Annotated in this window: 21 protein-coding genes; 12 read left to right on the top strand and 9 right to left on the bottom strand. The window is 60.1% G+C overall.

What is annotated here, in order from left to right; genetic code table 11:
* Window positions 1-22: 22 nt before the first annotated feature.
* Both rpmA and rplU read right to left on the bottom strand, forming a co-directional pair.
* Window positions 23-280 (bottom strand): 50S ribosomal protein L27, encoded by a 258-nt coding sequence (gene rpmA, locus ACLEJQ_RS20115; protein WP_003205738.1) that lies wholly within the window; start codon window positions 278-280, stop codon window positions 23-25.
* Window positions 281-315: 35 nt separating this feature from the next.
* Window positions 316-630: a 50S ribosomal protein L21 gene (rplU, locus tag ACLEJQ_RS20120; protein WP_003176051.1), complete on the bottom strand. Its 315-nt coding sequence runs from the start codon at window positions 628-630 to the stop codon at window positions 316-318.
* A 239-nt stretch (window positions 631-869) separates the two neighbouring features.
* Here rplU and ACLEJQ_RS20125 point away from each other — a divergent pair, with 239 nt between their 5' ends.
* From ACLEJQ_RS20125 to ACLEJQ_RS20135, 3 genes are all read left to right on the top strand, one after another.
* Complete coding sequence (locus ACLEJQ_RS20125; protein ID WP_440797787.1) at window positions 870-1,838, top strand: polyprenyl synthetase family protein; 969 nt, start codon at window positions 870-872, stop codon at window positions 1,836-1,838.
* A gap of 193 nt (window positions 1,839-2,031) precedes the next feature.
* On the top strand, window positions 2,032-2,373 hold the full coding sequence (locus ACLEJQ_RS20130; protein WP_440797789.1) for a zinc ribbon domain-containing protein YjdM: 342 nt from the start codon (window positions 2,032-2,034) through the stop codon (window positions 2,371-2,373).
* Between the two features lie 205 nt (window positions 2,374-2,578).
* The gene (locus ACLEJQ_RS20135; RefSeq protein ID WP_440797791.1) at window positions 2,579-2,836 is read left to right on the top strand and encodes a PA4570 family protein; all 258 of its coding nucleotides are present in this window, start codon (window positions 2,579-2,581) and stop codon (window positions 2,834-2,836) included.
* 135 nt (window positions 2,837-2,971) lie between these two features.
* On the opposite strand, the gene ACLEJQ_RS20140 is transcribed toward ACLEJQ_RS20135, so the two are convergent.
* The 4 genes from ACLEJQ_RS20140 to ACLEJQ_RS20155 form a co-directional block, all read right to left on the bottom strand.
* Window positions 2,972-3,589, bottom strand: a complete 618-nt coding sequence (locus ACLEJQ_RS20140; protein WP_042731943.1) for an FKBP-type peptidyl-prolyl cis-trans isomerase — start codon at window positions 3,587-3,589, stop codon at window positions 2,972-2,974.
* 202 nt (window positions 3,590-3,791) lie between these two features.
* Window positions 3,792-4,280: a TIGR00645 family protein gene (locus ACLEJQ_RS20145; protein WP_042731944.1), complete on the bottom strand. Its 489-nt coding sequence runs from the start codon at window positions 4,278-4,280 to the stop codon at window positions 3,792-3,794.
* Window positions 4,281-4,400: 120 nt separating this feature from the next.
* On the bottom strand, window positions 4,401-4,742 hold the full coding sequence (locus ACLEJQ_RS20150; protein WP_440797793.1) for a PA4575 family protein: 342 nt from the start codon (window positions 4,740-4,742) through the stop codon (window positions 4,401-4,403).
* Window positions 4,743-5,098: 356 nt separating this feature from the next.
* Entirely contained in the window at window positions 5,099-7,537 is a 2,439-nt protein-coding gene (locus tag ACLEJQ_RS20155) for a Lon protease family protein (RefSeq protein ID WP_440797795.1), read from the bottom strand.
* Between the two features lie 282 nt (window positions 7,538-7,819).
* Here ACLEJQ_RS20155 and ACLEJQ_RS20160 point away from each other — a divergent pair, with 282 nt between their 5' ends.
* The 6 genes from ACLEJQ_RS20160 (at window position 7,820) to lanM (ending at window position 15,085) form a co-directional block, all read left to right on the top strand.
* The gene (locus ACLEJQ_RS20160) at window positions 7,820-8,308 is read left to right on the top strand and encodes a DUF3015 domain-containing protein (protein WP_440797797.1); all 489 of its coding nucleotides are present in this window, start codon (window positions 7,820-7,822) and stop codon (window positions 8,306-8,308) included.
* 87 nt (window positions 8,309-8,395) lie between these two features.
* Entirely contained in the window at window positions 8,396-10,249 is a 1,854-nt protein-coding gene (locus ACLEJQ_RS20165; RefSeq protein ID WP_440797799.1) for an Lnb N-terminal periplasmic domain-containing protein, read from the top strand.
* Window positions 10,250-10,361: 112 nt separating this feature from the next.
* The gene (locus ACLEJQ_RS20170) at window positions 10,362-10,718 is read left to right on the top strand and encodes a hypothetical protein (RefSeq protein WP_440797801.1); all 357 of its coding nucleotides are present in this window, start codon (window positions 10,362-10,364) and stop codon (window positions 10,716-10,718) included.
* 70 nt (window positions 10,719-10,788) lie between these two features.
* Entirely contained in the window at window positions 10,789-11,280 is a 492-nt protein-coding gene (locus ACLEJQ_RS20175) for a GreA/GreB family elongation factor (RefSeq protein ID WP_440797802.1), read from the top strand.
* A 476-nt stretch (window positions 11,281-11,756) separates the two neighbouring features.
* A complete protein-coding gene (locus ACLEJQ_RS20180) occupies window positions 11,757-11,918 on the top strand; it encodes a hypothetical protein (RefSeq protein ID WP_440797804.1) in 162 nt (53 codons plus the stop codon).
* An 83-nt stretch (window positions 11,919-12,001) separates the two neighbouring features.
* Window positions 12,002-15,085, top strand: coding sequence for a type 2 lanthipeptide synthetase LanM (gene lanM, locus ACLEJQ_RS20185; protein WP_440797806.1), 3,084 nt, complete (start codon window positions 12,002-12,004; stop codon window positions 15,083-15,085).
* A 196-nt stretch (window positions 15,086-15,281) separates the two neighbouring features.
* Here the strand turns inward: lanM and ettA are convergent, their stop codons facing one another.
* The gene (ettA, locus tag ACLEJQ_RS20190) at window positions 15,282-16,946 is read right to left on the bottom strand and encodes an energy-dependent translational throttle protein EttA (protein WP_440797807.1); all 1,665 of its coding nucleotides are present in this window, start codon (window positions 16,944-16,946) and stop codon (window positions 15,282-15,284) included.
* Between the two features lie 271 nt (window positions 16,947-17,217).
* Between ettA and ACLEJQ_RS20195 the strand changes: the two genes are divergently transcribed.
* The 3 genes from ACLEJQ_RS20195 to ACLEJQ_RS20205 all read left to right on the top strand — a co-directional run bounded on the left by ACLEJQ_RS20195 (window position 17,218) and on the right by ACLEJQ_RS20205 (window position 23,212).
* Entirely contained in the window at window positions 17,218-21,066 is a 3,849-nt protein-coding gene (locus ACLEJQ_RS20195) for a sensor domain-containing protein (protein ID WP_440797809.1), read from the top strand.
* 165 nt (window positions 21,067-21,231) lie between these two features.
* Window positions 21,232-22,485, top strand: a complete 1,254-nt coding sequence (gene glyA / locus ACLEJQ_RS20200) for a serine hydroxymethyltransferase (RefSeq protein ID WP_053153674.1) — start codon at window positions 21,232-21,234, stop codon at window positions 22,483-22,485.
* A gap of 196 nt (window positions 22,486-22,681) precedes the next feature.
* Window positions 22,682-23,212, top strand: coding sequence for a hypothetical protein (locus ACLEJQ_RS20205; RefSeq protein ID WP_440797811.1), 531 nt, complete (start codon window positions 22,682-22,684; stop codon window positions 23,210-23,212).
* Window positions 23,213-23,330: 118 nt separating this feature from the next.
* Here the strand turns inward: ACLEJQ_RS20205 and yjiA are convergent, their stop codons facing one another.
* Window positions 23,331-24,299 carry a GTPase gene (yjiA, locus tag ACLEJQ_RS20210; protein WP_440797813.1) on the bottom strand — a complete coding sequence of 323 codons (969 nt, stop codon included), beginning with the start codon at window positions 24,297-24,299 and terminating at the stop codon, window positions 23,331-23,333.
* 310 nt (window positions 24,300-24,609) lie between these two features.
* A partial coding sequence (locus ACLEJQ_RS20215) for a YbdD/YjiX family protein (protein ID WP_440797819.1) occupies window positions 24,610-24,745 on the bottom strand: 136 nt, incomplete at its 5' end.

A 24,745-nucleotide genomic window follows, 5' to 3' on the forward strand; every position in this document is an offset into this window, starting at 1 on the left:
GGCTTCTCCAGCGGTCTCGCAATTAAGCTGCGATAACGCTTACGTAACGACGACCGAAGGCGCCTTTTACTTCAAACTTGATCACGCCTTCGACTTTAGCGAAGAGGGTGTGATCCTTACCCATGCCTACGCCGTAGCCAGCGTGGAATTGGGTGCCGCGCTGACGCACGATGATGTTGCCCGCTTTGATAGCCTGGCCGCCATACATCTTCACGCCAAGGCGTTTGGCTTCTGAGTCGCGACCGTTACGGGTACTACCACCAGCTTTTTTGTGTGCCATGAGTTCAATTCTCCTAGTGAGGAATTAGGCTGAAATTAAGCCTGAATACCGGTGATTTTGATCTCGGTGTACCACTGGCGGTGGCCCATGCGCTTCATGTGGTGCTTACGGCGACGGAACTTGATGATGCGGACTTTATCGTGACGACCTTGGGAGATCACTTCAGCCACAACGGTAGCGCCAGCAACGACTGGAGCGCCGATATTCACGTCATCGCCATTGGCGACCAACAGAACGCGATCAAAAGTCACGGATTCGCCGGTAGCGATTTCCAGTTTCTCGATCTTCAGGTATTCACCTGGGGCGACCTTGTATTGCTTGCCACCAGTAACAATTACTGCGTACGACATGGTATTTCTCCGATAATCCTGCTCACCCAGCGCTTTATAAGAAGAGGTATTGGCTGGCATGGCTGCATGGGCTGGAAGGCCCGGATGCAATTGCGTAAGGCAGGTGCTGCCCAGGAAGTTCAGGGTGCGCGATTGTACGCAAGCCAACGAAGCCTTGCAAGTAGCCGTCTATCGTGCCTTGACAGCCCCGGACATGGGTCCTAGCATGCCGCGCAACCCTTCTGGAGCGCCTGTCGCTGATGCAACCCCAAGCTTTCTACCGCGCAGTGGCGGACGATTTTAATGCCGTCGACGGCATCATCAAGAAGCAACTGACTTCCCGAGTACCGTTGGTCTCGAAAATCGGTGACTACATCACCTCGGCCGGTGGCAAGCGCCTGCGTCCTTTATTGGTGCTCCTGTGTGGCAAGGCCCTGGGCCGCGAAGGCGACGACATGCGCCTGCTGGCCGCCACCATCGAATTCCTGCACACCGCGACCTTGCTGCATGACGACGTAGTCGACATGTCCGGCATGCGCCGTGGCCGCTCGACCGCGAACGCGATGTGGGGCAATGCGCCGAGCGTGCTGGTGGGCGACTTCCTGTATTCGCGCTCGTTCGAAATGATGGTCGAGCTGGGCTCGATGCCGGTGATGAAGATCCTGTCCCAGGCCACCCGCATCATCGCCGAGGGCGAAGTGCTGCAGTTGTCCAAGGTACGCGACGCCAGCACCACGGAAGAGACCTACATGGAAGTCATCCGCGGCAAGACTGCGATGCTCTTCGAAGCCTCCACCCACAGCGCCGCCGCCCTGGCCGGTGCCAGCGCCGAGCAGAGCGAAGCACTGCGCACCTTCGGTGACCACCTGGGCGTGGCCTTCCAGCTGGTGGACGACTTGCTGGACTACAAGGGCGATGCCGAGACCCTGGGCAAGAACGTCGGCGACGACCTGGCCGAAGGCAAGCCGACCCTGCCGCTGATCTACACCATGCGCGAAGGCACGCCCGAACAGGCGGCCCTGGTGCGCCAGGCGATCCAGAAAGGTGGGATCGAGGATCTGGAAAGCATCCGCCAGGCGGTTGAAGCCTCTGGCTCGCTGGAGTACACCGCGAAACTGGCCCGGGACTATGTCGCCCGCGCCATCCGGTGCCTGGAGGCCCTGCCGGCCAGCGAATACCGCGATGCGCTGGTTGAACTGAGCGAGTTTGCAGTGGCGCGTACTCACTGATCCGAGCGAGATCATAAAAAGCTTTTGTGGCGAGGGAGCTTGCTCCCGCTGGGCTGCGCAGCGGCCCTCGCTTTGAGACGGCTGTTTTGCAACCGGGCGGGAGCAAGCTCCCTCACCACAGAGCCATCCCCCTCCCGACGTAAAACCCTATACAATGTGCGCCCTTTTGCCCTCCTGATACCAAGGAACCCTAGTGAGCACGTTGCCTCCCTGCCCGAAATGCAATTCCGAATACACCTACGAAGACGGCACCCAACTGGTCTGCCCGGAGTGTGCCCACGAATGGTCCGCCAGCGGCGAAGCTGAGGCGGCCTCCGATGACATCGTCAAGAAAGATTCGGTCGGCAACGTCCTGCAGGACGGCGACACCATTACCGTGATCAAGGACCTCAAGGTCAAGGGCACGTCGCTGGTGGTCAAGGTGGGCACCAAGGTCAAGAACATCCGTCTGTGCGACGGCGACCACGACATCGATTGCAAGATCGACGGCATCGGCCCGATGAAGCTCAAATCCGAGTTCGTCAGAAAAGTCTGAGCTTGCCGTACTCCATCCCGCGCCCCGCGTGGGATGGTTCCCCGCCCTCCCCCGCTTACCCCCGTCGTTCCGGGCACTGGCCAGACGCCAGTCGTCTCAAGCTTCCCCAACCCGCCGTCTGAAAAGAAATCCATGCGCCAATTGAGACTTGCTATTTAGCGAATAAGAATTATTCTCATCGAAACCCATCAAGGAGATGAGAACCATGACTTATCTGATCGATGCCTGGCTGGATCGCCCGCATCCATACCTACGGATCCTGCATCGGGAAACCGGGGAAGTCTGCGCAGTGATAGAAGAAGATGCTCTGAACGAGTTGCAGGACCAGGGGGATCTGGACCTCCACAGTCTCAACTCCAGCGAACCGTTGGTGCTCAAGGAGCTGGTGCGCAATCTGTTCCTGTTCTGCTACGCCCGGGCGTTGCGCCCCAGTGGCGATTTCAATGGCAGGTTTCACGGGTGAAGCACCTGACCCTGTGGGAGCGAGCTTGCTCGCGATGGCGGCATGTCAGTAACGAAAATGTCGACTGACTGTACGCTTTCGCGAGCAAGCTCGCTCCCACAGTTTTTTGTCCGGCTGTAAAAACCGGACAGGGTTTTACAGAACGTCCAACAGCTCGACGTCAAACACCAACACGCTGTGCGGCGGGATGCTGCCAACGCCCTGGGCGCCGTAAGCCAGTTCGCTTGGTACGTAGAGGCGCCATTTGCTGCCGGCATTCATCAATTGCAGCGCTTCGGTCCAGCCTGGGATCACGCCGCCGACCGGGAATTCGGCAGGCTGGCCACGATCGTAGGAGCTGTCGAACACAGTCCCGTCGATCAGGGTGCCGTGGTAGTGGGTGCGCACCTGGTCTTCACGGGTCGGCTTGGCGCCTTCACCCTGGGTCAGCACTTCAAATTGCAGGCCCGAAGCCAGGGTCGTAATGCCTTCACGCTTGGCGTTTTCCGCCAGGAACGCACGGCCTTCGCCTGCGGCGGCTTCAGCCTTGGCAGCGGCTTCGGCTTGCATGATTTCGCGGATCACTTTGAAGCTGGCGGACATTTCTTCCTGGCCTACGCGGCTCGGCTTGCCGGCGAACGCGTCGGTCAGGCCGGCGAGGATCGCGTCCAGGCTGACGCCTGGTGGCGGGTTGTCGCGCAGTTGGTCGCCCAACTGACGGCCAATACCGTAGCTGACGCGGGTTTCGTCGGTGGACAGGTTAACTTCGGACATGGTGCTGCTCCGCTGTGCGGACGGCTCGGGAAGTGGCCGTGCATGCCACAGCGCCTCCCGGAGCGCCCGGAACCAAAAGGGCGAGCAGACTAGCACAGAAGTCATGACCGATGACGAGTCCCACTCGCAAAGCGCTCGCCGGAAACGACAACGCCCGCCTGCTTCGACCAGGCGGGCGTTGCGTCAGCAGGATGAACGGACCTCAGTGCTTGGTCAGTTTGTCCAGGTAGCCCATGGCGAACGCCGAGACCACGAAAGTCATGTGGATGATCACGTACCACATCAGGTGCTCGGGATCGACATTCTTGGCGTCCATGAAAATGCGCAGCAGGTGGATCGAGGAAATCGCCACGATGGAGGCCGCGACTTTCATCTTCAGCGATGAAGAGTCCATGGTGCCCAGCCAGTTGAGCTTTTCCTTGTCGGAATCGATGTCCAGTTGCGAGACGAAGTTCTCGTAGCCGGAAATCATCACCATCACCAGCAGGCCGCCTACCAGCGCCATGTCGATCAGCGACAGCAGCACCAGGATCAGGTCGGACTCGGCCATGGAAAACACGTTGGGGATGACGTGAAAGACTTCCTGGAAGAATTTCAGCGCCAGGGCCAGCAAGCCCAGGGACAGCCCGAAATAGATCGGCGCCAGCAGCCAACGGGAGGCGTACATTGCATTTTCGATAAAGCGTTCCATTGAATCTCACACCAGGGCTGAAAAAACGCGGCGAGTATATCAGCCACCAACAGCCCCACAAACGCCCGGCCCGTCCCTGCCCCTGCCGCCGTGACAAAATTTTACTGGCGTGGACACCCGTCAATGCAACGGCCGGAACTCGAAACCACCGACATTGCGACAACGGCCACCATTGATCTCACGCAGCTGGGCCTGCATGTGCAGGCACCAGATCTGTGGGTCATTGGCCACCTCATAGCCGTGTAGAGTCAGGCTCTGGACGATGGTATCGAGGATGGATTCGGCAGCGTTCGGACCGGCAAACGGACCCTGGGCCTTGATGGCTGAAGGTTGTTCGCCGGCCATTCCGGCGGCGAAGAGCAAGGTCCACATACCGGTATCACCCGCCAGCGGGCGGACAGCGCATTCGATACGGGTGACAAGGCCCAGGCATTGGCGAGTGAGGCAAAGGTTGCGCGACATGGCGGCGCCCCTCGGTAGATCCGGTATTCAGCCCCGGAATGAGGCTGTTTCGATCCGATGATGGCTCTCGTTATCCTTGAGCTGAGGATAGAAGATAAGTTCCGGTCCCATGGGATTTCGAGACCAGAATGCGCCGAGTGGTCATAGTGTGAATATTGGCGCCAGGGTAGTGGCATTTTGTCCAAGAACACACCGTGAAAACTATTGTGCAATGTTACTTATGACAGCACTAAACCCGTGCCGAGGGAGCTTGCTCCCGCTTGAGCGCGAAGCGTTCATAAAGAAGGCTGCTTCGCAGCCCAGCGGGAGCAAGCTCCCTCGCCACAGTGATTTGGCTCCCAGCGATCAGACGTCCATCAAGCCGGCTTGGCCTCGGCCAATGCCTGCTGCGCCAGTTCCTTTTCCGCTTCCTTGATATCGTCTTCGCTGATCATTTCCGCAATGACTCGCAACCGCTCCACCACCCGGGCGTTGACGCTGCCCTCCGGGAAGTCGCCGTTTTCATCCGGCTCCCCGGCAGGCTCGCCCACCAGCAGACTCAAGGCTTCGTCGGCCTGGCGCACGGCATAGACGTGGAACTGCCCGGCACGCACCGCGGCCAGCACTTTCTCGTCGAGCATCAACGTGGCGACGTTGGCCTGCGGGATGATTGCGCCCTGCTCGCCGGTCAGCCCACGGGCCTCGCAAAGGCGGAAGAAGCCTTCGATCTTCTCGTTGACCCCACCCACCGCCTGCACTTCGCCGAACTGGTTGATCGAACCGGTGATGGCGAAGCACTGCTTCAACGGCGTCTTCGACAGCGCCGAGATCAGCGTACACGCCTCGCCAAGGGACGCACTGTCGCCGTCCACATACCCATAGGATTGCTCCAGGGCGATACTGGCCGAGATCGCCAGCGGGAATTCCTGGGCATACCGGCTGCCCAGGTAACCGGTGAGAATCATCACGCCCTTGGAGTGGATCGGCTGGCCGAGGTTGACCTCACGCTCGATGTCGACAATGCCGCTGCCGCCCGGGTACACCGTGGCAGAAATCCGCGCCGGCACGCCAAACGCCGAGTCACCGACCTCCAGCACCGTCAGCCCGTTGCATTTGCCCACGGCGGCGCCGTCCGTATCGATCAGGATGATCCCGGCCAGCATGTCGTCGAGGATTCGCGCCGAGACGCGCCCGGTGCGGGTGGCCTTGGCCTTGAGGGCGCGTTCGATGTGGCCGGCGTCGGTCATCTCGTCACCGGCCAGCTGGCGAATGAAATCCGCTTCGCTGACCAATTGGAACAGATCGCCGATACGCGCCGACAACCGCCCCTGGTGTTCGGCCAGGCGTGCGCTGTAGGTCGCCAGGCGCGCCACCGCATCGGCGGTCAGTGGCGCCATGCCCTCCTCCGAAGTACGGGTCTTGAGCAACTGGGCGAACTGCTCCAGGCTCTCGTCGCCCATGGGGATGTCTTCGTCGAAGTCCACCAGCACGCGGAACATCTCCTGGAAGTCCGGATCCAGGTCCTGCAAGGCGTAGTAAAGCTGGCGGGCGCCGATGATCACCACCTTGACCTGCAACGGGATGTGTTGCGGCGTGAGGGTCACCGTGGCCAGTCGCCCCAGCTCGCCCAACGGCGATTCCATTTTCAGCTTGCGCGATTGCAGGGCGCGCTTGAGCGCATCCCACACGAACGGCTCGCCGAGCATTTTTTCCGCTTCCAGGATCAGGAAGCCGCCGTTGGCCCGGTGCAAGGCACCCGGACGCAACTGCCGATAGGTGGTGTAGAGCGCGCCCTGGTCGGTGCTGTACTCGATGCGTCCGAACAGGTTGTCGTAGGTCGGGTGCGGCTCGAACACCACCGGCGCGCCGCCACTGGACGGATGGCCCACCACCAGGCTCGGGGCATACTGCTCTTCCAGCAGTTTGCGGGCGACGGCGTCGGTCTTGCTGTCGTCCACCAACTGCTCGACCACGGTCCTGAGCAAATTGACCTGCATCGCCTGCAAGTAACCGCAGACCGCCGCGTTCTCTGCGTATTTTTCCGACAACGGCGCGAGCAAGGGTTGCAGGGCCAGGGTGATGGTTTCTTCGTTGAGCTGGCGCAACTGGTTGTTGGACTCGCGCTTCCACTGCGGCAGGCTGGCCAGTTCTTCGTTCAAGCGCTCTTCCAGGCTCGAGATGTCCTCATGGAAACGCTCGCGCTCGGACTCCGGCAACTGGGCGAATTCCGCCTCATCCAGGGCCTTGCCATCGCTCATCGGGGTGAAGGCGATGTTGCTGCTGTCGCGGTACAGCGCGACGTCCTTTTCCAGCGCCAGGCGTTCGATCACATCCAGGGCGCGGTCGTAGCGCTGGTTGAAGGCACGGTCGATGGCGCTTTTCTTCTGTTGGTAGGACGGATGCTCGAACACGGCCGGAAATGTCGCCAGCAGGTTGTCGATCAGACCGTTGATGTCGGCGATGAAGGCACCGGCGGCGCCCGACGGCAACTCCAGGGCACGGGGCTCGCGAGGCTCATCGAAATTGTTGACGTAGACCCAGTCAGCCGGGGTCTGCAGGCGCTTGCCTTCGGCCTTGAGGTAGCGTTTGACGAACGAGAACCGGCCAGTGCCGGGCTCACCCATGACAAATACGTTGTAGCCGGGGCGTGGCATGGCCACGCCGAACTGCAAGGCTTCGACCGCACGTTCCTGGCCGAGCACACCGCGGAAGGGCTCCAGATCATTGGTGGTAGAGAAGCTGAACTGTTCAGCGGAAAACGGACGGGTCAGCGCTTCAGGCGCTAGACGCAAGCTGGCAGCAACAGGATCAGGCATCGGGCTTCCTTACATCAGGCGGGGCAGATAGCGGCATTCTGGCGCTGCCTGTACCTGACTGGCAAGGAGCGCCTCAGGCCAAAGCATAGCCCAGGAACCACCCGGACCCAGGCCAGCAGGCCCGCGGCGTGCACGATAGTTTTTGCAAAAAGTCACGGAACCCTCGGATCGTGCCTAAACTCCAAATTGCGCGGCTGGAACAATAACCGGCCCACTGGCACCTGGCCCCACAGGCACGGGCCAGACCCTGTCCATTGGTATGCACATAAAGAGAACATAGCTATGAAACGGATTCTTCTCGGTACTCTCTTCACCGCTGTTTCCATCAACGCCATGGCTCAGGCCCCGGGCGGCCCGGACTGCGGTTGGGGCAACATGCTGTTCGAAGGCCAGCGTGGCACCCCGGCGCACTTCCTGGCATCCACCACCAACGGCACCTCCGGTAACGCCACCTTCGGCATGACCTCCGGCACCAACGGTTGCTCGACCAACGCCGCACTGACCTACGGCGGCAAGTCCTGGCTGGCCATGAATGGCATGATGAACGAGCTGTCCGAAGACATGGCCAAGGGTCAGGGCGAGGCGCTGACCACCTACGCCGTGGTACTGGGCGTGGCGCCGGAAGACCGTGCGCACTTCTCTGCCGTCACCCACGAGCACTTCCAGCAGATCTTCAGCAAGGCTGACGTGACCGCTGAAGACGTGCATGCCAACACCCTGGCCGTGCTGAAAAGCGATCCTCGTCTGGCCAAGTACGCAACTCAAGCCTAAGCTCGCCACACTCGCTCCCTCCGGGGAGCGGGTTTTTCTTTTCTGGGCCCTTTTGGTCTTTTTTTTCGACTTTCCAAGTAGCCGACTATGCTCAAACGCCTTGCCTGGCTGGCGCTCTGTGTGTGCGCCCCGCTGTCCGCCGCGCCCCATGTCGATCCCCAACGTTTGCAGCAACTGGCCAATGACCGCTTCTGGATTTCCCTCGGTCACTACGAAGCCGCCAAGCTGGGTGGCTGGCGCAGCTATATCAGCGACAAGAAATTTTTCCTCGCCTCCGACGGCAATGCACATCCCGACCGCGAACTGACCGCCACGCTGCAGGCCTTGTATGGCCCGGCCAGCGCCGGCCAGCAGCATGCTCAATGCGTGTACCCGGCACGTACCCGCTGGCTCAAGGCACAGCTCAACCTGACGGACCTGCCAGCGGTCGATTGCAGCGAATTCACCCAGTGGTTCAAGGACGTGTCGCCCCACAGCGCAGTGATGATTTTCCCCGCCGCCTATCTCAACAGCCCCTCCTCGATGTTCGGCCACACGCTGCTGCGCATCGACCAGGCCGACGTTCAGAGTGACAAGACCGCCCTGCTCAGTTACGCAATCAATTTCGGCGCCTACATCGAAGGCTCCGACAACAGCATTCTCTATGCCTGGAAAGGCCTGATGGGCGGCTATCCGGGCCTGTTTGCCCTGGTGCCCTACCAGGAAAAACTCTCCGAGTACCGTAGCCTGGAGAACCGCGACCTGTGGGAATACCGCCTCAACCTGAGCCAGGCGGAAACCGAGCGCATGGTCGAGCACGTCTGGGAACTCAAGCAGATCCAGTTCGATTATTTCTTCTTTGACGAAAACTGCTCTTACCGCCTGCTCGAACTGCTTCAGGTCGCCCGCCCGAGCCTGCGCCTGACAGAACAGTTCCCGCTGACGGCAATCCCCACCGACACGGTCAAGGCGGTGAAAGACGCCGGGCTTGTGGAAAGCATCCAGTATCGACCGTCCCGCGAACGAGAGCTGCTCAGCCGCGCCGAACCGCTGAGCAACGACGAACAACAATGGGTACTGAAAGTCAGTGCCGACCAGCAGCAACTGCAAACACCCGAATTCAAGGCGCTGCCACGCAAGCGCCAGGCACTGATCGTCGATGCGGCCTATCGACTGGAGCGCTACCGGGCCAACGGCCAGGAACGCGATCCGCAACGCGCCCAGCGCAGCTTCGAACTATTGCGGGCGATCAACCGCAATCCGGCGCCGGAACTCGACATCCCGCAGCCGGGTCTGCCGGAGGACGGTCATCAGTCGCGTACCTGGCAGGCCGGCCTCGGTACCCGCGGCGACCGGGCATTCGGCGAGTATGGCCTGCGCATGGCCTACCACGACCTCAATGACAACGCCGAGAGTTTTCCCCTAGGGGCACAGATCGAAATTCTCCAACTGAAGCTACGCCAGTACGAAGGTAATGAATGGCAGGTGCAGCAACTGGACCTGGCGACCATTCGCTCCCTGACCCCGCGCAACGAGCTGTTGCAGCCGCTGTCCTGGCAAGTGACCGGCGGGCTGGAGCGGGTGCCCGGCAAGCACGACGATGAAAACCTGGTCAGCCACGTCAACGGCGGCGCGGGGGGAACGTGGGCGTTGGGCGACGACATGCTGGGCTTTGCCTTGGGCACGGTGCGGGTCGAGCACAACAACGATTTCGCCCAGTTCATCGCCCCGGCCGCCGGTTTCAACAGCGGCGTGCTGTGGAAAAACCCGCTGGGCAACCTGAGCGTGGAAGCCAAGGGCGACTATTTCGTCAACGGTGAAGTGCGCCGTAGCCTGAGTCTGAACCAGCAATGGGAACTGTCGCGCAACCTCGGCCTGCGCTTGAGTGCCCAGCGTGAATTCAGCCACCTGGCCACGCCCCAGAACGAGGTGATGCTTGAGGTGAAGTGGTATCACTACTGAGCATCGATAGCCTACCCCTCGACAGGGCAAACGGATTAATCACAGGGCTTTCACACCGGCCTGACGAATCCGCTTCTAGACTTATCGTATAAGTGGAGGCGGAAGGCAGGACATGAGGCGCGCGATAGCGGTACTGGCGGTATTGATGATGCTTGGCGGTTGTGAAACCACCCACGAAGACCTGATTGCCCGCGGGTTTCCAGCGGCGTTTGCCGACGGCTATGACGACGGTTGCAGCAGTGGCCGGCAAGCGGCCGGGGCGATCACCGGCCAGTTCCGCAAGGACGTGCCGCGCTACCTCAAGGATCCACGCTACGCCGAGGGGTGGAGCGACGGGTTCCGCCAATGCCAGGCCATGCGCGAAAGCCAGGAACGCGACGCCTACCGTGAGCGCCATTGGGACGAGCGCGAACGTGCCTGGCAACAGGAAAAGGACCGGGACGCCGCCCGGGCGTATCGCTCGCAATGAGTCGCGCATAGACATCCCGCGAAACCAAATGCCTGCGACCATGGCCCAAACTCCAACAGAGGAGAACACCATGAGCCGCGCCTTCGTCAACGAAGACAACGCCGCTGCCCAAGCCGACCAGCCGGTCGAACGCCAGGTCAGCGCGCAACCCAACTACGTCACGCCCGCCGGGCTCGCCCAATTGCAGGCCCGGGTTGCCCACTTGCAGACGCTGCACGCTCAGCAAGTCGCCAGGGCGGATCAGGCGGACAAGCAGCGTATTGCCGATCTTGAACGCGACCTGCGCTATTTCAATCAGCGCGTGCAAAGCGCCCAAGTGGTGGCGCCAACATCCTCCGAGCAAGTGCGGATCGGACACTGGGTGACTTTCGTCGACGAACAGGACCGCCAACAGCGGGTGCAATTGGTGGGTGAAGACCAGGCCGACGCGGCCACCGGGCTGATCAACTGGGGCTCGCCATTAGGGCGAGCGCTGCTGGGAACGAAGGTAGGCGACGAAGTAGTGTGGCAGCGACCGATAGGAGATCTCGCCATTGAAATAGTTGCCATAGAACTTGATTAGCTCAACGACCGCATCTTAATCGCACTAACAGCCAACTAAAAAAATCACTATTGCGCCTGTAGCAATATGTAACTGCAACATGAAGTCATAACGCAAAGTTGGTGTCGATACGGCAGCGTGGTACTGTTTTTCCCGCACATGAATCGGTGCAAAAAAACCAAGAGGACGATACACAATGAGCGAACGACTACTTGCAATGTCAGGTAACTTCGACAGTGACTTCAACTCCTACCAACAGCTAAACAGTCCCGGTAGCGAATCAGCAATGCTGACCATTGTCGAGTGCGGCACCATAAACTGCACCGCTACTTTGTGCTGATTCCTACCTATCGAAGCGCCTGCCCAACAGGACTTTGAGACTCCCTGATCCCTACCCATGAACGCGTCATTAACATCCTGCAATCCGGGTGCGCTTAGTAGCGCCCGAACGACCACTGGGTCATTGCAATGGATTTATAACTGATGAGGAAAACACGATGAGCGAACAAATCCTGAACATGTCCGGCGACTTCTATTCCGAGTTCGATGCCTATCAAGCGCCTGCCAACAACAATATCGGGGCCATTCTGGCAACGACACTGGAGTGCAACACCTTCGGAACCTGCACTAACCTGGAATGTTCGACCGTCATGTGCTGATCGCCCTGATCGTTAGTTGAACCAGCAACACCGATAAACATAGAGCAGGCATCGCCTGCTCTATCCATGTCAGGAACCACGACATGCTCGTTAACTCATTGAAGTTGAATCAGCGCGGCCAGTGCAGATTCGCCTCAGCCTCCGACATCACCCTGTTTGAAAACAACCTGACCCGCCTGCATGGTGACGACCAGGCCTTGTTGAGTCACTTTGGACTGGATAGGGAGCAGTTGACTTCGTACATCAACGACCCCGCCAATACCCAGCCCTTGCCCCACGATGGCGAAACCGCCCTGCAGGCCTTGAAGGAAAAGCTTGTCCGGCTTGATCGCCAGCACATCGATACGAAAACGGTCGGCAGCAACGACGAGAATTTTTATTGGTTTGGCTATCGTTTTTTTCTTTATTTCCTCGAATCGTTCAAGACGGACCCGCGCTACGGCCATGCGTCCAGGTACGTCGACGAACCGGCAGTGTTTGCCAGCCTTGAGCGTTATGTCCTGGCTCGGGTCGGACGCACGGCGGAACAGAGTCTGGTCCATTATCTGAACACGCGGATCGCCAGTGGCGACGACATTGACTTGAGCCGCTTCAATGAACGCCTGCGAACTTTGCCGCTGTTGAAACTCTTCGAGTCTTATCCCGTGCTGGCGACCCTATTGCTGGGGATGCTGGAGGACACGATCAACTATCTGTACGCGGTCGTTCTGAACTTTGCCGACGATGTGGAACGGTTGGAGCATGCATTTGCGATCCCGTCGCGCAAAATCGATGCTATTGAACTTGGGCTAGGTGATCCTCACGGTCGGGGCGAAACGGTCTGCCAGGTTAAAGTTGCCACGACTTACCTGGTGTACAAGCCCAGGGCAAGCCGCGAAGCGCTTTTTTACAACGGGCTTATCGGGCAATTGCACGAGTGGACGCAAGCCGAATGTTTTTCCATTCACGCGCCACGAATTCTCAGTCGCGAGCGTCATAGCTGGGTCGAGAAAATCGATAACGTGCCGTGCGCAAGCGAAGCGGACGTTGAGCTGTTTTATCAAAAGATGGGCGCACAGATTGCCGTTATCCACGCACTGAACGGCATCGACTTCCATTATGAAAACATCATTGCGCATGGAAGCAGCCCGGTCATGATCGACCTGGAATGCCTGTTCACCGCGTCAACCAGCGAAGTACTGTTGGATTTGCCGGCTGGCTGCGCGTTGTCCAATACGTATAAGTTGATCCAACAGTCGGTCTGCTCCAGCGGCTTCGTGCCCTTCTCACAAAAATCCAGCAACGACCAGAGCGGTTTGACACGACAGGAGCTGTTCATCTCCACCCGGCACTCGCTGGTTTTCGATGACGGCTTCTATCATCTACGCAGGATCAGATTCGAACATCAATTGGCGCAAAAGCATCTGCCGTTGCTACTGGGTGAACGCAAAGGGCTGGAAACTTACAGGACCTCGTTCTTCCAGGGTTTTGAATATGCTTATGACCAGTTGATAAGCCATCGCCATAGCCTGATGCAAATGCTTGAACAATCGGCGAACCAACTCTCCACCCGGGTCCTGCTGAAAAACTCCCAGCGCTACGCCGACTTCATCGGCCTGAGCCGCCACCCACGCTTCATGCAAAACATGCTGGATCGGGAACTTCTGCTGGCCACCTTCTGGAGAGACGTGAAAGAGCCTTACCGGGAAAAAGACATCCCCCGCCATGAAATAGCCGACCTGCAACGATCCGCCATTCCCTGTTTCACTATGCCCCTCGACACGAGCTGCATGACCAGCGCACAAGGTGTCACCATTGACCTGGCACAAGTGGAGCCGCCGCTAACCAGCTGCTTGCAAAAGATCGCCGGCCTGTCCCAGGCAGACAAGGCACTGCAACGCACACTGCTGGAACTCTGTCTGTTTCCAGAACAGAGCCCACGCCCGGCCTTACCGGCGCGGCAAACCGGTGGGAAGCCGGAAAAGCCGTCCCAGGCGAACCGACTCGATGCGGTCCTGAAGATCGGCGCTCGCCTGGAGGAGCTTGCAGTCAAGGGATCGGCAACGGACGTCAGGTGGTTGTCTTTTCATCTGCACCCCTCGACCCAGGGAAAATACCCCTCCCCCATGGATCACGGCGTGTATTCCGGCATCGCTGGTCTCGGGCTGTTTTACCTGAGCCTGTTCAAGGTGAGCGGCAAGCCTCACTGTCTGTCGCTCCTGGATCAGATCCTGCGTTCACTGGAGCAACAATTCGGCTTTTTCAAAAGCGACCTGAGCATCAGCGCGTATCACGGGCTGGGGGCCTACCTGTATCTATTGATCAATCGTCGCCAGATCACCGCAGACGGAACACATGACGAAAAGATCGCCAGCCTGTTGCAGCAGCTGCTTGACGTACCGCCCGAGCAGTATGACTTCGACTTCCTGGGTGGCTGCTGTGGCGCGGTGACGCTGCTGGCCAACATTCATGAGCTGTCTGCCCGTGAGGATGTGCTCTCGGCCATCGGACGCATGGTCGACTACATCAAGGATCAACTACTGGTTGAAGAAGGCCAGTTGCTGCGACGCGATGATCGATCCGTCATCCTGACGGGCTTGTCCCATGGCCTATCGGGCGTCATCCATGGGTTGTGCAGGGCCTATGACGTCACCGGCGATGCAGCGCTGGTGGCCCTCGCCGTCCAGGTGCTCGAAGGCGAAAACCGCTTGAGCCGGGACGGCTTCTGGCTCGACCTGCGCAACCATGGGCATGTGCAGCATTCGACCAAGTGGTGCCACGGCGACGGTGGCATCCTCATTGCCCGGCGACAGCTGATGAAATCCATGGGAGACGTCCTGGACGAAACGACCCGGCAAACCGTGCTCGACGACATACAGCGATGCGAGGACAACCTCTGGCAACACGGGTTTGGCGACGGCTACAACCTTTGTCACGGGGATCTGGGCAATCTGATCTGCCTGTTCGACGGGTATCGGCGCTCGGGCAATTGCGAAGGCATCCTGAGAGTCCAACAAGCCATTGACCAGGTCATCCGGCAGTTCTTTGAAGGGCCCTTTATGGACAGCGACCGGGTTCCCGATGTCAGCCTGCTGACCGGTATTGCCGGGGCGGGTTATGCGCTGCTGTACGCGATGGATCCGACGATTCCCAATGTGCTTACCCTGGATTTCGCGGCGCGGGCCTAGGCCTATCGGACAACACAATATCCTGCGTGGGAGCGGGCTTGCCCGCGAATGCGGCTTATCAGCTAGCGTTGATAGTGAATGTGCCATCGCTTTCGCGAGCAAGCCCGCTCCCACAGGGATCATTCACTTCCTACAGGAATTGCGCCCATGAAAAACGGAGCCCGAGGGCTCCGTTTTTTTCATGCAACCAACCAAATCAGGCCAGTTTCTTGTGCCGTACGCGATGGGGCTGGGCAGCCGCTTCGCCGAGGCGTTTCTTGCGATCGGCTTCGTACTCGGTGTAGTTGCCTTCGAAGAACACCGCCTGCGAATCGTCCTCATAGGCCAGGATGTGGGTCGCCACGCGGTCAAGGAACCACCGATCGTGGGAGATCACAATGGCGGCGCCCGGGAAGTCCAGCAGGGCTTCTTCCAGGGAACGCAGGGTTTCGACGTCGAGGTCGTTGGACGGTTCGTCGAGCAGCAGGACGTTGCCGCCCTCCTTCAACGTCAACGCCAGGTGCAGGCGGCCACGTTCACCACCGGAGAGGTCCTTGACGAACTTCTGCTGGTCGCCGCCCTTGAAGTTGAAGCGCCCCACGTAGGTACGCGACGGGATTTCGTAGTTACCGATGCGGATCTGGTCGGAACCGTCGGAGATCTGCTGGAACACGGTCTTGCTGCCGTCCAGGTCTTCACGGCTCTGGTCGACGCACGCCAGTTGCACGGTTTCACCGATTTCGATGCTGCCCGAATCCGGAGTTTCCTTGCCCATCAGCATGCGGAACAGCGTCGACTTACCTGCGCCGTTACCGCCGATCACACCGACGATGGCGCCTTTAGGCATGGAGAACGACAGGTTGTCGATCAGCACGCGGTCGCCATAGCCCTTGGTGACGTTCTTGAATTCAATGACCTTGTCACCCAGGCGCGGACCGGCCGGGATGTAGATCTCGTTGGTTTCGCTGCGTTTCTGGAATTCCTGGGACTGCATTTCCTCGAAACGTTGCAGACGGGCCTTGGATTTGGACTGGCGGGCCTTGGCGCCTTTGCGCACCCATTCCAGCTCTTCCTTCATGGCTTTTTCATGGGCCGACTGCTGCTTGGATTCCTGGGCCAGACGCTCGGACTTGGCTTCCAGCCAGCCCGAATAGTTGCCCTCGTACGGAATGCCTGCGCCGCGGTCGAGTTCCAGGATCCAGCCGGCAACGTTGTCCAGGAAGTAACGATCGTGCGTGATCGCGACCACGGTGCCCGGGAAGTCGTGCAGGAAGTGTTCGAGCCAGGCGACGGAGTCGGCGTCCAGGTGGTTGGTCGGTTCGTCGAGCAGCAGCATGTCCGGGGCGGACAGCAGCAGGCGGCACAGGGCAACCCGGCGTTTTTCACCACCGGAGAGGTGTTCGACCTTCGCTTCCCAGGCCGGCAGGCGCAGCGCATCGGCGGCGACTTCCAGCTGGCGCTCCAGGTTGTGACCATCGCTGGCCTGCAGGATCGCCTCGAGCTTGGCCTGTTCGGCGGCCAGCTTGTCGAAATCGGCGTCCGGGTCGGCGTAGGCGGCGTAGACCTCGTCCAGGCGGGCCTGGGCATCCTTGATGACGCTGACCGCTTCCTCGACCACTTCACGCACGGTCTTGGTCGGGTCCAGCTGAGGCTCCTGGGGCAGGTAGCCGATATTCAGGTCCGGCATCGGACGGGCTTCGCCGTCGAACTCGGTATCGACGCCGGCCATGATTTTCAGCAGCGTGGATTTACCCGAACCGTTGAGGCCCAGCACGCCGATCTTGGCGCCGGGGAAAAACGACAGCGAGATGTTTTTCAGGATTTCCCGCTTCGGCGGAACGACTTTGCTCAGCCGATGCATGGTGAAGACGTATTGAGCCATGGAGAACCTAGCGTCAGTGACAGGTGAAAAGAACAAGCCAGGCCATGCGCAGCGCCGGCACTTGACGGTCATCAATGCCTGCGGGCGGATAGAGCCTGGGAATCTGGAGCTGGAACGCTCTTGTCTGACCGGCAAAGCTACCTCAACCGTCGGTCAAGGTCCAGCCGCGAAGGACTGGCACTTTGCCACAAGTCAAGGCATGCTAGCCGCCCTTCGGGCGTCCGGCTTATAGTGCGTGTCGCGCCAGTCCAGCAAACCGCAGGATTACAGCTTGTCCAACGTCACGCCGCCCCCGTCCCCCCGCGCACCGACCGCAGTGCCCGGCTCGCCCCTGCGCGGGACTCTGAAGGGTGCCCTGGCGACGCTGGTCCTGCTGTTGTTGGGACTGCTCTTCTGGCAATTGATCGACCAACTGCGCGAAAACCAACAGCACCAGCGTCAATACACCATCGACTACACCGCCGACCTGGCCGCCCAAGTCAGCCTGAACATGGCGTTGAACGCGCAGATCGCCCTCAATCTGTTACCGATCGTCGAACAACCGCAAACGGCCGACGAACAGCAGGCACTGGTACGCAAGCTCCAACAGTCATTGCCGGAGGTGCGCAGCCTGGCGCTGCTGAGCCCATCCGGCCGGGTGCTCAGCGACAGCGATGTCGACAGCGAGGATGCCGATTACCTGGCTGAGCTGGTGCGGCGCAGTCGTGCCCAGGCCCATTATTTCAGCAATGCCGAAGACGGCTCCGTGGTGCATCTGTTGCTGCATCAGGCCAGCGGCAGCAGCCGAGGCTACTGGGCCCTGCGCCTGACGCCGAACTTTTTCACCACGCTGACCAAACAGGCCGATGTCGGCCTGCGTCCGCTGTGGCTGGTGGAGAACCGCCTCAACCAACAGGTCATCAGCCGCGATGAGAGCCTGCCGTCGTCCGAGACTGCCCGCCTGTCGGTCGATGATCTGGAAAATACCGTCCTGACCGTGCCCCTGAGCAGCAGCGACTGGCAACTGCGGGGCCTTTTCGACCGGCGCCAGGTGATCGAGCAACTGCTGCCGGCATTCATTGGCAAATGCCTGTTGGGCCTGGCGTTTTCATTGCTGCCAGTGATTGCACTGTTGAACATGCGCCGGCGCCAGCGGCAGTTGCACGAAGGTCGTCGGCGCTACCAGGATATTTTCGAAGGCACCGGTGTGGCCCTGTGCGTGCTGGATCTGTCGGGACTCAAGGCATTCTTCGCCAGGAATGGCCTGCACAACGGCGATCAGTTGCGCGCCTGGCTGGAAGTCCCGCACCAGCTCGAGCAGTTGCAGCAGGAAGTGATCGTCACCGAGGTCAACCAGATGGCGTTGAAGTTGCTCAACGTCGACTCCTGTGAGCAGGCCTGGCAACTGCTGGTGGGCAATGGCGTGCAGGACACCAACCCGGTTGGCTACAGGTTGCTCCAGGCACTGCTCGACCCGCACAAACAGCTGGAACTGGAGATCAGGCTGCAGGATGCCCACGGTCGTGACCAGCACCTGTGGCTGGTGCTGCGCTTGCCGGAACACCAGGATGACTACAACGCCGTCATCCTGAGCATCAGCGACATCACCAGCCGCAAGCTGGTGGAGCTGTCGTTGCTTGAGCGCGAGGGTTTCTGGTCCGACGTGGTGCGCACGGTGCCGGACCATCTCTATGTGCAGGACGTCATCAGCCAGCGGATGATTTTCAGCAACCATCACCTGGGCCAGACGCTGGGGTACGACCGCACCGAGCTGCACCAGATGGGCGAGTATTTCTGGGAAATCCTGTTGCACAGCGAAGACGCCGATCACTACCACCAATTGCGCCAGGAACAACGCCGGGGCGGTTATACGCAACTGCTGCAATGCCAGTTGCGCTTTCGCCATCGCAACGGCAAATGGCGACGTTTCGAGGTTCGCGAACAAGCGCTGGCTCGCGACCGGCATGACCAGGTGACCCGAATCATTGGCGTGGCCAAGGACATCACCGAGCAGATCGAGGCCAGCGAATCGCTGCGCGACAGCGAACAGCGCTACCGGATGCTCGCCGAAAGCATCAGCGATGTGATCTTCTCCACCGACAGCAAACTCTCGCTCAACTACGTCAGCCCGTCGGTGCAGGCCGTGCTGGGCTACGACGCCGACTGGATCTTCCAGAACGGCTGGCAGTCGATCATTGCCAACCCGCAGCAACTGACCGGTATCTACAGCCTGATGGACCGGGTCAGCAAGGCCCTCGACAAGCCCGAGCAACTGTCCGAGCTGCGCAACCAGATGCAGACCCAGCTGTTCCTGTTCGACTGCCTTCGGGCCGACGGGCGCAAGATCCCCATCGAGTTGCGGCTGGTGCTGGTATGGGACGATCACGGCGCGTTCGAAGGCGTGCTGGGCGTAGGCCGCGACATCAGCCAGCAACGGCGTGCCGAAAAAGACCTGCGCATGGCCGCCACGGTATTCGAACACTCGACCTCGGCCATTCTGATCACCGACCCGGCCGGCTACATCGTCCAGGCCAACGAAGCGTTCAGCCGCGTCAGCGGGTACGCCGTCTCGCAAGTGCTGGACCAATTGCCCAACATGCTGACGGTAGACGAGCAGCAGGAAGCCCACCTGCGCTACGTGCTCAAGCAATTGCAACAGCACAGCACCTGGGAAGGCGAAGTCTGGCTCAAGCGGCGCAATGGCGAACACTATCCGGCCTGGGTCGGCATCACCGCCGTGCTCGATGACGAGGGCGACCTGGCCAGCTATGTGTGTTTCTTCAGCGACATCAGCGAACGCAAGGCCAGCGAGCAGCGCATCCACCGCCTGGCCTACTACGATGCTCTGACCCACCTGCCCAACCGCACGCTGTTCCAGGATCGCCTGCACACCGCCCTGCAATCGGCCGACCGACAGAAGACCTGGGTGGTGCTGATGTTCCTCGACCTGGACCGCTTCAAGCCGATCAACGACTCCCTGGGCCACGCCGCCGGCGACCGGATGCTCAAGGAAATGGCCACGCGCCTGCTCGGGTGCGTGGCTGATGACGACACCGTGGCACGCATGGGGGGCGATGAATTCACCTTGCTGCTGCAACCGCGCGCCAGTCGCGAAATGGCGCTGAACCGGGCGATTACCGTGGCTGAGCAGATCCTTGCCAGCCTGGTCCGGCCTTTCGTGCTCGAAGGCCGGGAGTTCTTCGTCACCGCCAGTATCGGCATCGCCTTGAGTCCCCAGGACGGCAACGAACTGAGCCAGTTGATGAAAAACGCCGACACCGCCATGTACCACGCCAAGGAGCGCGGCAAGAACAACTTCCAGTTTTACCAGGCCGACATGAACGCCAGTGCCCTGGAGCGCCTGGAACTGGAAAGCGACCTGCGCCATGCCCTGGAGCAGAACGAGTTCGTGCTGTATTACCAGCCGCAGTTCAGCGGCGACGGCAAGCGCCTGACCGGCGCCGAGGCCCTGCTACGCTGGCGTCACCCGCGCCGTGGGCTGGTGCCGCCGGGAGACTTCATTCCGGTGCTCGAGGAGCTCGGGCTGGTGGTGGACGTGGGCGACTGGGTCATCGACGAAGCCTGCCGGCAGCTCAAGACCTGGCACCAGGCCAAGGTCCGGGTGCCCAAAGTCTCGGTCAACATTTCCGCCCGGCAGTTCTCCGACGGTCAGCTCGGCACCCGCATTGCCAATATCCTGCGCAGCACCGGCCTGCCGCCGGCCTGCCTGGAGTTGGAGTTGACCGAGAGTATCCTGATGCGCGAGGTCAGCGAGGCGATGCAGATCCTTGCCGGGCTGAAGAACCTGGGCCTGAGCATTGCCGTGGATGACTTCGGCACCGGGTATTCATCCCTCAACTACCTGAAACAATTCCCCATCGACGTGTTGAAGATCGACCGCACCTTCGTCGACGGCCTGCCGTCCGGCGAGCAGGATGCGCAGATCGCCCGGGCGATCATCGCCATGGCCCACAGCCTCAACCTGGCGGTGATCGCCGAGGGCGTCGAGACTCACGAGCAATTGGACTTCCTGCGTGAACACGGCTGCGATGAAGTCCAGGGCTACCTGTTCGGCCGCCCGATGCCGGCCAACCGGTTCGAGGCGCAGTTCAGCAATGATGCGCTGTTCATGCTCGACTGAGGCCTTTTGGTACCTGGGCTGGCCTCATCGCGAGCAGGCTCGCGATGAGGCCCGCAAAGGCTGGGTGAATCCCATTCGTCCGCGACATGACGTCCTTTCATATGCCTTCCAAAAGCGGTTGGGTTAGAATGCCCCCCTTTTCTGCCCCGATCCTTGAGGACCGCCATGTTCAGCCGTGATTTGACTATTGCCAAGTACGACGCCGATCTCTTTGCCGCCATGGAGCAAGAAGCTCAGCGCCAGGAAGAGCACATTGAGCTGATCGCTTCGGAAAACTACACCAGCCCTGCGGTGATGGAGGCTCAAGGTTCGGTACTGACCAACAAGTACGCCGAAGGCTACCCGGGCAAGCGCTACTACGGTGGTTGCGAGTACGTCGACGTGGTCGAGCAACTGGCTATCGACCGCGCGAAGCAACTGTTCGGCGCCGACTACGCCAACGTCCAGCCACACGCCGGCTCCCAGGCCAACGCCGCCGTGTACCTGGCGCTGCTGTCGGCCGGTGACACCATTCTGGGCATGAGCCTGGCCCACGGCGGTCACCTGACCCACGGCGCCAGCGTCTCCTCCTCCGGCAAGCTGTACAACGCCATCCAGTACGGCATCGACGGCAACGGCCTGATCGACTACGACGAAGTCGAGCGCCTGGCCCTGGAACACAAGCCGAAGATGATCGTGGCCGGTTTCTCCGCCTACTCCCAAGTGCTCGATTTCGCACGTTTCCGCGAAATCGCCGACAAGGTCGGTGCCTATCTGTTCGTAGACATGGCTCACGTGGCAGGTCTGGTCGCCGCTGGCGTCTACCCGAACCCCGTGCCGTTCGCCGACGTGGTGACCACCACCACCCACAAGACCCTGCGCGGCCCACGTGGCGGCCTGATCCTGGCTCGCGCCAATGCCGACATCGAGAAGAAACTCAACTCCGCTGTGTTCCCAGGCGCCCAAGGCGGCCCGCTGGAGCACGTGATCGCGGCCAAGGCGATCTGCTTCAAGGAAGCGCTGCAGCCTGAGTTCAAGGCTTACCAGCAGCAAGTCGTGAAGAATGCCAAGGCCATGGCCGGCGTGTTCATCGAGCGCGGCTTCGACGTCGTATCCGGTGGTACGGAAAATCACCTGTTCCTGCTGTCGCTGATCAAGCAGGACATCTCCGGCAAAGATGCCGACGCGGCGCTGGGCAAGGCGTTCATCACCGTCAACAAGAACTCGGTGCCAAACGACCCACGCTCCCCGTTCGTGACTTCCGGACTGCGCTTCGGCACCCCGGCCGTGACCACCCGTGGCTTCAAGGAAGCCGAGTGCAAGGAACTGGCCGGCTGGATCTGCGACATCCTGGCTGACCTGAACAACGAAGCGGTCATCGACGCCGTTCGTGAGAAGGTCAAGGCCATCTGCAAGAAGCTGCCGGTATACGGCGCTTAATTCTCCCGACGCAATGCACTAAGAAAGGCCCGCCTCGAAAGAGGCGGGCCTTTCTTATGGCCCCATCTAAAACAACTGACAACTTATTTAAATCCCAACTTGATAATGCCCTGCAATACATCCAATCCCACAACTTGACAACAAATCCATAACATCGAGTCCGCTTCAGTCAATTAACAAACAAGGACTCATCAACATGGACAGTCACTCATCTTTTACCGCAACACTTAGAATGCACGAAGCCCGTATCAATCTACTTGAGCACCTGCATGGCAAGCCTGCGATGGCAACCATCCGTTCGTTCAGTGGTGGTTTTTTTACCGGTCAGCCCCAACCCCATGATCACTCCAGCCTGCTCGGGATGTACCCGAACGCCCGGGATACCGACAGCCCGCCCTTGCGCCTGCATTTTCGACATACCGCAGATGGCTACATCCTGAGCATCAAAAACCCCGGTGAATACTACGACAAGCTCATCAGCCGGAGCTGGCTGGAAGTGTTGGGGGCCCAACATCCAAACACCCGAAACCCAACGCTTTTCAATCTCGTCGATCATCGACAAAATATTATTACGCGCAAAGACATCTCTTCTATCCACTCGCCTGTGTCGCTCATGACGACCAACAGAAAATATGTGGGTGGATTAAAGATACCGGGCTCGCCTTATATCTACCTCGCCAAGACAGAAGAGAAATCAAGGATAACGTTCATCTTGAGTATTCATTAAGGGCGTCGTAGGAGAACTCCGGTGGAGAGCAGCAATATTGCCGAAGCCACGCGCCTGATGGATGAGCACCTGGGCCATCTTGAGCAACAGCTGTCGATGGCCGCAGGTACCGGGGGCGTCAGACCAGGATGGCTTCGAAGCCGGCGCGAATTTTTTCCTCGGGCAGCTCGTCGGCTATGAACACGATCACGCTTTCCCGGACATCGCCTGGGGCCCACTCGGTGTCCCAGTCGAAACCGTAGAGTTTGAGCACGCCCTGGAACACCAATCGACGCGGTTCGCCGGCAATGTTCAGCACGCCTTTGTAGCGCAGCAATTGCTTGCCATGCGCCTCCAGCAACTCGTTCATGAACCCGCTGAGCCGGTCGATATCCAGCGCCTTGTCGGTGCGCAGCACCAGGCTGCTGATGCGATCAGCGCTGGTCGACGGTACGACCGGCCGCAAGCTGAACCCCGCGCCCATGTCGGCGTTCAGGTTGAAGCCGCGGATGTCGAGCAGTTCGGCCAGATCAATGTTGCCGTGCTCCACCACCCGGATCGGCGCCCGCCGGTTGATACGCGTCAGCCGCTCGCCCAAGGCCTGGACATGGGCCGCGTCCACCAGGTCGGTCTTGCTCAAGAGCAGGCGGTCGGCGAATCCGACCTGGGCCTGTGCGATGGCCTGGGTCAGGTGCAGCTCGGCGTGGGCGGCATCCACCAAGGTCAGGATACCGTCGAGGATATAACGCTCGCGCAAGTCCTCGTCGATGAAAAACGTCTGCGCCACCGGCGCCGGATCGGCCAGGCCGGTGCATTCGATCACCAGGCGGTCGAATGCGATCTCACCGCTGTCGAGCCGTTCGAGCAGCAGGTACAGGGCCTTGGTCAAGTCAGTGTGAATGGTGCAGCACACACAGCCATTGGCCAGGGTCATGACCTGCACCGGCTCGTCGCCCAGCAGCTGGGTATCGATACCGGCGTCGCTGAATTCATTCTCGATCACAGCGATTTTCAAACCATGCTCGGCCTTGAGCAGATGACGCAAAAGCGTGGTTTTGCCTGCGCCGAGGAAGCCACTGAGGATGGTGACCGGGATGGGAGAGGACAACGTGATTCTCCTGCTGCGAAATAAAAAGAAAGCACACAGTACAACTGTGGGAGCGGGCTTGCTCGCGAAAGCGATCTACCGGTCGACATCTTCGCCAACTGATCCACCGCCTTCGCGGGCAAGCCCGCTCCCACAGGGATTTGTGGTGGATGCAAATCCCGAGACTACAAAAAAACAATGTGGGAGCGAGCTTGCTCGCGAAAGCGATCTATCAGCCGACCTCTTCACTGACTGACCCACCGCCTTCGCGGGCAAGCCCGCTCCCACACAGGCTCACTCCCACACGGGTTAATTCAACCCGGACAGTGCCTCAACAACACTTCGGCCCGCCCTTGCCGCCGTAGCGGGCTTCCTGGCGTTCGCGGAAGAACGTTTCGTAGTCCATCAGCGGCTTGTCCGGATGCTTGGTCTGCATGTGCTCGACGTAGTTGTCGTAGTCGGGCATG

Source organism: Pseudomonas sp. SMV71, assembly GCF_052042015.1.
Taxonomy (GTDB): Bacteria; Pseudomonadota; Gammaproteobacteria; order Pseudomonadales; family Pseudomonadaceae; genus Aquipseudomonas.

Excerpts from the sequence above, each read along its gene's own strand:
- ACLEJQ_RS20160 (WP_440797797.1), top strand. The coding sequence starts at position 7,820 with ATGAAACGGATTCTTCTCGGTACTCTCTTCACCGCTGTTTCCATCAAC.
- ACLEJQ_RS20135 (WP_440797791.1), top strand. The coding sequence starts at position 2,579 with ATGACTTATCTGATCGATGCCTGGCTGGATCGCCCGCATCCATACCTA.
- ACLEJQ_RS20155 (WP_440797795.1), bottom strand. The coding sequence starts at position 7,537 with ATGCCTGATCCTGTTGCTGCCAGCTTGCGTCTAGCGCCTGAAGCGCTG.
- ACLEJQ_RS20145 (WP_042731944.1), bottom strand. The coding sequence starts at position 4,280 with ATGGAACGCTTTATCGAAAATGCAATGTACGCCTCCCGTTGGCTGCTG.
- rpmA (WP_003205738.1), bottom strand. The coding sequence starts at position 280 with ATGGCACACAAAAAAGCTGGTGGTAGTACCCGTAACGGTCGCGACTCA.
- ACLEJQ_RS20165 (WP_440797799.1), top strand. The coding sequence starts at position 8,396 with ATGCTCAAACGCCTTGCCTGGCTGGCGCTCTGTGTGTGCGCCCCGCTG.
- ACLEJQ_RS20205 (WP_440797811.1), top strand. The coding sequence starts at position 22,682 with ATGGACAGTCACTCATCTTTTACCGCAACACTTAGAATGCACGAAGCC.
- ACLEJQ_RS20140 (WP_042731943.1), bottom strand. The coding sequence starts at position 3,589 with ATGTCCGAAGTTAACCTGTCCACCGACGAAACCCGCGTCAGCTACGGT.
- rplU (WP_003176051.1), bottom strand. The coding sequence starts at position 630 with ATGTCGTACGCAGTAATTGTTACTGGTGGCAAGCAATACAAGGTCGCC.
- glyA (WP_053153674.1), top strand. The coding sequence starts at position 21,232 with ATGTTCAGCCGTGATTTGACTATTGCCAAGTACGACGCCGATCTCTTT.
- ettA (WP_440797807.1), bottom strand. The coding sequence starts at position 16,946 with ATGGCTCAATACGTCTTCACCATGCATCGGCTGAGCAAAGTCGTTCCG.
- ACLEJQ_RS20150 (WP_440797793.1), bottom strand. The coding sequence starts at position 4,742 with ATGTCGCGCAACCTTTGCCTCACTCGCCAATGCCTGGGCCTTGTCACC.
- ACLEJQ_RS20170 (WP_440797801.1), top strand. The coding sequence starts at position 10,362 with ATGAGGCGCGCGATAGCGGTACTGGCGGTATTGATGATGCTTGGCGGT.
- lanM (WP_440797806.1), top strand. The coding sequence starts at position 12,002 with ATGCTCGTTAACTCATTGAAGTTGAATCAGCGCGGCCAGTGCAGATTC.
- ACLEJQ_RS20175 (WP_440797802.1), top strand. The coding sequence starts at position 10,789 with ATGAGCCGCGCCTTCGTCAACGAAGACAACGCCGCTGCCCAAGCCGAC.
- ACLEJQ_RS20180 (WP_440797804.1), top strand. The coding sequence starts at position 11,757 with ATGAGCGAACAAATCCTGAACATGTCCGGCGACTTCTATTCCGAGTTC.
- ACLEJQ_RS20125 (WP_440797787.1), top strand. The coding sequence starts at position 870 with ATGCAACCCCAAGCTTTCTACCGCGCAGTGGCGGACGATTTTAATGCC.